The sequence below is a fragment of the Actinomycetospora sp. genome (assembly GCF_055612215.1).
The window spans coordinates 1-6,883 of sequence record NZ_JBVPVA010000243.1 but is presented as its reverse complement, the minus strand read 5'-3'; the positions used below and the strand labels follow the sequence as shown (position 1 = coordinate 6,883).

The following is a 6,883-nucleotide window of genomic DNA, read 5'->3' as shown; positions in this document are numbered from 1 at the left end:
TGCAGCGGCTCGGCGGCGTCGTCACCGTGGCGATGGGCCTGGTCTTCCTCGGCCTCGTGCCCGCCCTGCAGCGCGACACCCGCCCGCACTGGGTGCCGCGCATGGGACTGGCCGGCGCGCCGCTCCTCGGCGCCACCTTCGGCCTGGGCTGGACGCCGTGCCTCGGGCCCACGCTCACCGGCGTGATCGCGCTGGCCTCCGGGACCGGCGCGGGCTCCGGGGCGCTGCGCGGCGGGGTCCTGGTGCTCGCCTACTGCGTGGGCCTCGGCGTGCCGTTCGTGCTCATCGCGCTCGGCGCCGGCCGCGCCGTGCGCGCCCAGGCGTGGCTGCGCGCGCACGTCCGCGGTATCCAGATCGCCGGCGGCGTGCTGCTCGTGCTCGTCGGTCTCGCCCTCGCCACCGGACTGTGGGCCGAGATCGTCACCCTGCTCCGGGAGCCCGTCGCCGGCTTCTCCACGCCGTTATGACCCAGACCCTCCGGACCCCGCCGGACTCCCCGGAGCCACCGTCCGCGCCGCGTCGTGCCGGCCGCGACCTGCTCGCGCTCGCCCGCAACACCTGGCGCGGGCTGACGAGCATGCGCACCGCGCTCATCCTGCTGTTCCTGCTCGCGCTCGCCGCGCTGCCCGGTGCGTTCCTCCCGCAGCGGGGCCCGAGCCCGCAGGCGGTGCAGGACTACTTCGCGGCCCACCCCACGCTCGCTCCGGTGCTGGACAAGGTCGGCATCTTCGACCTCTTCGCGACGCCGTGGTTCTCCGCGGTGTACCTGCTGCTGTTCATCTCGCTGGTCGGCTGCCTCGTCCCGCGCACGTGGGAGCAGGTCAAGGGCCTGCGCGGGCGCACCGTCGCCGTCCCCCGCAACCTCTCCCGCCTGCCGCACCACGCCGCCGGCCCCGACCCGCGCGATCCCGACGACGTCGTCTCGGCCGCCCGCCGTCGGCTGCGGGGCTGGAAGCTCGACGTGCGGGACGAGCCCGGCGGGGTGCGCACGGTGTCCGCCGAGAAGGGCGCGCTGCGCGAGGTCGGCAACCTCGTCTTCCACATGAGCCTGCTCGCCCTGCTGATCGGGATCGCGGTCGGGAAGCTGTTCGGCTACGAGGGCAACGTCATCGTCATGGCCGACGGCTCGGAGTTCTGCAACTCCGGGATCCTCGCCTACGACACCTTCCGCCCGGGCCTGCGCGTGGACGGCACGAACCTCGACCCGTTCTGCGTCGACGTGGACCGCTTCGCCGCGCAGTACCTCCCGAACGGCGAGGCACAGTCCTTCAGCGCCGACGTCCACTACTCCGACGCCCGCCAGATCGCCGACGGCGCCCCGCCCACCCCGGGCACCGTCGAGGTCAACGAGCCGCTGCGCTTCGACGGCGAGCGCGTCTACCTGCTCGGCCACGGCTACGCCCCGCAGTTCACCGTGACCTTCCCCGACGGCTCGCAGCGCACCCAGGCCATCCAGTGGGAGCCGGTCGACCAGACCACGTTCCTGTCCCAGGGCGCGACGAAGTTCGACCGCCCCGGCGTCACCACCGACGCGCAGCGCCGCGCGACCCAGCTCGCGATCACCGGGCTGTTCGCCCCGACGTCGAGCGGCGGCGGCATCGTGACCTCCACCTACCCGGCCCTGACGAACCCGGAGGTCGCGGCCGACGTCTACCGCGGCGACCTCGGGCTGGACTCCGGACGCGGTCAGTCGATCTACGGGATCGACCAGTCGATGGTCGACCAGGGCCGGCTGGTCCGCGTCGCCCGCGAGAACCTCGTGCCCGGCCAGACGATCACCCTCGACGACGGGACACGCGTCCGCTTCGACAGCGTCAAGGACTGGGTGAACCTCCAGGTCTCCCACGACCCGGCCCAGGACGCGGTGCTGGCCGCGGCCGTCGCGCTGCTCGTCGGCATCACGCTCTCCCTGACGATCACGCGGCGCCGGGTCTGGATGCGCGTGACGCCGGGCCCGGGGTCGCCGTCTACGACAGACGGTCGTACGGTGGCGGGATCGAGCGTGGAGCTCGGCGGACTCGCCCGCACCGACCAGGCCGGGTACGGCGAGGAGTTCGACCGGCTCCGCGCGGACCTGCTGCCCGACGCGGCACCCGTGCGGCCCGGGGCCCCGGGCGAGGTCCGCGACGCGCAGGCCCCGCACGACGACGGAGGTACCGGATGAACGTCGACGCCCCGCTGGGCGACTTCGGCGACGTGCTCTTCTACTCGGCGCTCGCGGTCTACATCCTCGCGATGCTCCTGCACGCCGTGGAGCACGGGCTGCTGCGTCGCCCCGAGCCCGCCCGGGAGATGGCGTCGGTGCCGGCGGGTGTCGCGGCCGAGTCCGGCGGCACGGTGACCGTCCCCGACGACCCGGCGTCCGCCGAGGGACCCGAACCGCCGCGCGGACGCCCGCCGCGGCCGGTCTCCGAGCGGTTCGGGCGCATGGGCGTCTCGCTGACGGTGCTCGGCGCGGCGCTGCACCTCGCGATGCTCGTCGTCCGCGCCGTGGCGGCCGGTCGCCCGCCGTGGGGCAACATGTACGAGTTCGTCGCGGCGGTGACCCTCGTCGGGGTCGTGGCGTGGCTGGTCGTGCTGTCCCGCCGCCCGGAGCTGCGCCGCCTCGGCGTCTTCGTGCTGCTGCCGGTGATCGTGCTGATGTTCCTCGGCGGCACCGTCCTCTACACCCAGACCGCGCCCGTCGTGCCGGCGCTGCACTCCTACTGGCTCGCGATCCACGTGACCGCCGCGGTGATCTCGTCGGGGATCCTGCTGGTCGCCGGGGTCGCGAGCGTGCTCTACCTGCTGCGCAGTGCGCACGACACGAGCGGTCGCCTCGCCTGGACCGCGTGGCTGCCGGAGTCCGCCGTCCTCGACCGCGTCGCCTACCGCGCCACGGCCGTGGCCTTCCCGATCTGGACGTTCGCGGTCATCGCCGGCGCCATCTGGGCCGAGGCCGCGTGGGGCCGCTACTGGGGCTGGGACCCCAAGGAGACCACCGCGTTCATCGCCTGGGTCGTCTACGCGGGTTACCTGCACGCGCGCTCGACGGCGGGGTGGCGGGGCCGGCGGGCCGCCGCGGTCAACGTCGTCGGCTTCGCGGTGATGGTGTTCAACCTGTTCTTCATCAACCTCGTCGTCACCGGGCTGCACTCGTACGCGGGGGTCGGCTGAGCCGTCCGCGGGGTCCGGTGGACGCCGTGCCGGTCGGTCGATCACGCGCTGGTGGAGATCCGGGGAGATCGTCGGTTCGCCTCGTCCTGATCGTCCCGGCCGGTTACGGTCGTCGCCCGGAGCCGCGCAGCCGTTCTGGCGCCGGTGACGAGGGAGGGGCCACCGACCATGGAAGCCCGCGAGGACGAGTCGGGCGAGCGCGCGACGGCCGACGGGTCGCCCGCCGTGACGGAGCACCCGGCGTCCGACGGCGGCCCGGAGCCCGCGAGGCTCGCGACGACGGCCGCGGCAGGTCCCGCCCCGGACGCCTCGTCCGGGACCGCGACCGCCGAGGGCACCCGCCCGGCGGAGGGTCGGCAGGCGGAGACCGCGGCCGAGGAGGACCTCGACACCGAGACGACGCGGCGCGTCGACACCGAGAGCGCCGCCCGCGGCGACGTCCGCCGTCCCGCGTCGCCGGACACCCGGCGGACGACCTCGGGACCGGGCCCCGCCCCGGCCCAGCCGGCCACCCGGGCGCAGTCGCCCGAGCAGCAGACCAGGGGTCCCGCCCCCCAGCAGTCCGCGTCGTCACGGGCGGCGTCCGAGGGCCCGTCCTCGGGTGAGCCGGCCACAGGTGGCGAGGGCGACACCGCGGAGCCCGCGGCCGGGGACGAGACCGTGTCGCGCCCGGCGCCGTCGGCCGAGCTCGCGACGGTCGGGACCCCGGCCGGGCCGCCCGCGATGTCGGACCTGTCCTCGGCCCAGCTGCTGCGCCCCGCGAAGCCGGTCCCGCGCACCGGGTGGCGCCGCGCGGTCTACGTGGCCAGCGGCGGCGTCGTGAACCCGGGCGAGAGCGAGGCCGACGCCGAGCGGCGGGCCCTCGTCGCGCGGGTCAACCAGCCGCTGCAGGGCTGCTACAAGATCGCGATGCTGAGCCTCAAGGGCGGCGTCGGGAAGACCACGACGACCGCGGCGCTCGGGGCTACGTTCGCCTCGCTGCGCGGCGACCGGGTCGTGGCCGTGGACGCGAACCCCGACCGCGGGACGCTCGCCGAGAAGGTCCCGGTGGAGACCACCGCCACCGTGCGCCACCTGCTGCGCGACGCCGCGGCGGTCCGGCGCTACTCCGACGTGCGGGCCTACACCTCGCAGGGGCCGTCCCGGCTCGAGGTGCTGGCCAGCGAGCAGGACCCGGCGGTCTCGGAGGCGTTCAGCGAGCTCGACTACCGCCGTGCGGTGGACCTCCTCGAGCACTTCTACAACATCGTGCTCACCGACTGCGGCACCGGACTGATGCACTCGGCGATGCGCGGGGTCCTGGACGTGGCCGACTCGCTCGTGGTCATCTCCTCCTCCTCGATCGACGGCGCCCGGAGCGCCTCGGCCACACTCGACTGGCTCGACGCCCACGGCTACGGCGACCTCGTGGCCCGCTCGACCGCCGTCATCAACTACGTGCGGCGCTCGTCGGGCGGTGTCGACCTCGACCGGGTGGCCGAGCACTTCGCGGCCCGGTGCCGCACGGTCGCGCGCCTGCCCTTCGACCCGCACCTCGACGAGGGGGCGGAGATCGAGCTGGAGAAGCTGGCGCCGCGCACGCGGACGGCGATGCTCGAGCTCGCGGCCGTCGTCGCCGACGACTTCCCGCGGGCGGGATCCCGCGTCCGCATCGGCCCACGGTGACGACTCCACCAGCGACGATGCCGAGAACCTGACGGCGACTGTCAGCGATCCGCCCCCGTAGGCGCCGTCCGGGTCGTCCTCGGGTAACACGCGCCCGGGGTGCCGCGACACCACGGCGACACGAGCGTCGTCGGGGGGATGGCACACAGGGTGCGCACTGCGTACAAGGTCGGGTCGGGCATCGCGGCGGGACTCTTCTGCCTGGTCGCTTGCTCCGACCGGTCGGGCGACCACACCACGCCGGCGGCGTCCGCGCCGGTGGTGGCGAGCGCGGCGAGCCCGGCGGCCGTCTCGCCCACGGCGGGACCGGTGACGCCGGCCGCGGCCCCCGAGCCCGGACAGCCCGCCGGTGGGCAGACCGCGACCGTGAGCCGCGTCATCGACGGCGACACCTTCGTCGCGGACGGGCAGAAGGTCCGTGTGCTGGGGATCGACTCGTGCGAGGCCGACACCCGGGCCGGCCAGGAGGCCACCGCGACGGCCACGTCGATGCTCCAGGGCGAGCAGGTCGTGCTGCGCGCGGAGCCCGGCGTCGACCGCGACCGGTACGGGCGCCGGTTGCGCTACGTCGAGGTGTCCTCGAGCGGCACCGACTTCGGCGACGCCATGGTCGCCTTCGACCACACGGCGGTCTACGCCGGCAGGCAGGACGCCGCCCCGGCCTACGTCGCGAAGCTGCGCTCGGACGACCCGAACGGCCGGACCTGCGCGACGCCGACGCCCGCGCCGACCTCGACACGCCGCTCCTCGGGCGGCGGATCGATCAACTGGCCCAGCCCCGGCGACCAGGGCCTGCCCGACGGTGCCCTGACCGGCGGTTACTGCGCCCGCAAGTGGTGGTGCTGAGCGGTGCTGCCCGGCCGAGGCCGCCACCACCGACGCCGCGCCGGGCGGGCGCCCAGGAACGCCCGGGCGTCGTCGTGGAACCCGCTGCCGGTGCGACGGGGGTGCTCCCGGACCCAGTCCCGCAGCCGCGCGTCCAGGTCGGCGGGCGCCGGGTCGCCGGCGGCGTCGAGCATCTCGGCGACGATCCGCGCGAGCACCCGGACCCGTTTGCGGGCCAGCGCGTCCGCCTCCGCCCGCACCCGCCCGGCGTCGAACCGGGCCGGGACCGGCCCGCCCTCGACGAGCGCCGCCAGCAGCGCCGCCTGCCGGTCCGCGAGCTCGGCCCGGGGGCTCATCGCAGCGCCCCCGCCCGGTCGTGCTCGTGGCGCAGCAGCCCGAGCTCGGCGGCCAGGTCCGCGTCGGAGGGGAAGCGGTCGTCCCGCTCGAGCATCACCGCGGGCCGCGTCCCGCACGCCGCGGCCCGGGCGAGCAGGTCCGCGAGGAGGTCGAGCACGGGTTCGGTGAGCGGGTGGGCGTGCGTGTCGTGGTAGAGCCCGTCGGGCGCGGTGACCCCGCCCGCGGCGTGGACGTAGGCCACCCGCTCGAGAGGCAGGTCGTCGAGGACGCGGGCCGGGTCGCGGCCGAGGTTGACCGCGCACGCGTGCAGGTTGGCGACGTCGAGCACGAGCTCCACGCCGGTGCGCTCGCAGAGCTCGGCGAGGAACGCGCCCTCGTCCATCTCGGCGTCGGGCCAGTCCAGCAGTGCCGCGATGTTCTCCAGCGCGAGCGGCACGGGCAGCCGCGCGCAGGCCTCGGTGACGTTGGCGACGAGCACGTCGAGCGCCTCGCGCGTGCGGGGCACCGGCAGCAGGTGCCCGGACTCCAGGCCGCCGGCGCGCACGAAGCACACGTGGTCGCTGACCAGCGGGGCGTCGAGGGCCTCCGCGACCGCCCCGAGGTGGTCGACCCGGTCGGTGCGCAGCGGCTCCGCCCCGCCCAGCGAGAGGGACACCGCGTGCGGCACCACCGTGACCCCGGCCGCCCGCAGCCGGCCGAGCGAGGCCGGCGGGGACGCCGGGTGGACGTCCTCGGCGACGATCTCCACGAACGACGCCGAGCCGGCCGCCACGAGGCCCTCGACGGTGCGGTCTATGCCGGGCCGCCAGCCGATGCCGACGCCGTCGGGCCGGGCGCTCATCCGCCGCACCCCCCGCCCCCGCCGCAGGAGCTCGAGGAG

The 6,883-nt window shown here is 75.6% G+C and carries 7 protein-coding genes; 5 read left to right on the top strand and 2 right to left on the bottom strand.

What is annotated here, in order from left to right; all coding sequences use genetic code 11:
* The 5 genes from AC0CYZ_RS06670 to AC0CYZ_RS06650 all read left to right on the top strand — a co-directional run.
* Positions 1-467, top strand: a 467-nt coding sequence (locus AC0CYZ_RS06670; protein WP_472213552.1) for a cytochrome c biogenesis CcdA family protein, incomplete at its 5' end; no start/stop codon positions are given.
* Positions 464-2,164, top strand: coding sequence for a cytochrome c biogenesis protein ResB (gene resB, locus AC0CYZ_RS06665; protein ID WP_472213550.1), 1,701 nt, complete (start codon positions 464-466; stop codon positions 2,162-2,164). The genes AC0CYZ_RS06670 and resB, both read left to right, overlap by 4 nt.
* Positions 2,161-3,156: a c-type cytochrome biogenesis protein CcsB gene (gene ccsB, locus AC0CYZ_RS06660; protein ID WP_472213548.1), complete on the top strand. Its 996-nt coding sequence runs from the start codon at positions 2,161-2,163 to the stop codon at positions 3,154-3,156. Before resB ends, ccsB begins: the two co-directional genes overlap by 4 nt.
* A gap of 168 nt (positions 3,157-3,324) precedes the next feature.
* On the top strand, positions 3,325-4,821 hold the full coding sequence (locus AC0CYZ_RS06655) for a MinD/ParA family ATP-binding protein (protein WP_472213546.1): 1,497 nt from the start codon (positions 3,325-3,327) through the stop codon (positions 4,819-4,821).
* Positions 4,822-4,971: 150 nt separating this feature from the next.
* Complete coding sequence (locus AC0CYZ_RS06650) at positions 4,972-5,667, top strand: thermonuclease family protein (RefSeq protein ID WP_472213544.1); 696 nt, start codon at positions 4,972-4,974, stop codon at positions 5,665-5,667.
* Here AC0CYZ_RS06650 and AC0CYZ_RS06645 read toward each other — a convergent pair.
* Both AC0CYZ_RS06645 and AC0CYZ_RS06640 read right to left on the bottom strand, forming a co-directional pair.
* The gene (locus tag AC0CYZ_RS06645; RefSeq protein WP_472213541.1) at positions 5,640-6,002 is read right to left on the bottom strand and encodes an SCO6045 C-terminal-like domain-containing protein; all 363 of its coding nucleotides are present in this window, start codon (positions 6,000-6,002) and stop codon (positions 5,640-5,642) included. The two genes, AC0CYZ_RS06650 and AC0CYZ_RS06645, sit on opposite strands and share 28 nt — an antisense overlap.
* Entirely contained in the window at positions 5,999-6,844 is an 846-nt protein-coding gene (locus AC0CYZ_RS06640; protein WP_472213554.1) for an MbnB/TglH/ChrH family RiPP precursor modification enzyme, read from the bottom strand. The genes AC0CYZ_RS06645 and AC0CYZ_RS06640 overlap by 4 nt, the downstream gene beginning before the upstream one ends.
* Positions 6,845-6,883 lie beyond the last annotated feature (39 nt).

What these genes read in the sequence shown, in the direction of transcription:
- ccsB (WP_472213548.1), top strand. Translation starts at nt 2,161, where the DNA reads ATGAACGTCGACGCCCCGCTGGGCGACTTCGGCGACGTGCTCTTCTAC.
- AC0CYZ_RS06640 (WP_472213554.1), bottom strand. Translation starts at nt 6,844, where the DNA reads ATGAGCGCCCGGCCCGACGGCGTCGGCATCGGCTGGCGGCCCGGCATA.
- AC0CYZ_RS06645 (WP_472213541.1), bottom strand. Translation starts at nt 6,002, where the DNA reads ATGAGCCCCCGGGCCGAGCTCGCGGACCGGCAGGCGGCGCTGCTGGCG.
- AC0CYZ_RS06655 (WP_472213546.1), top strand. Translation starts at nt 3,325, where the DNA reads ATGGAAGCCCGCGAGGACGAGTCGGGCGAGCGCGCGACGGCCGACGGG.
- resB (WP_472213550.1), top strand. Translation starts at nt 464, where the DNA reads ATGACCCAGACCCTCCGGACCCCGCCGGACTCCCCGGAGCCACCGTCC.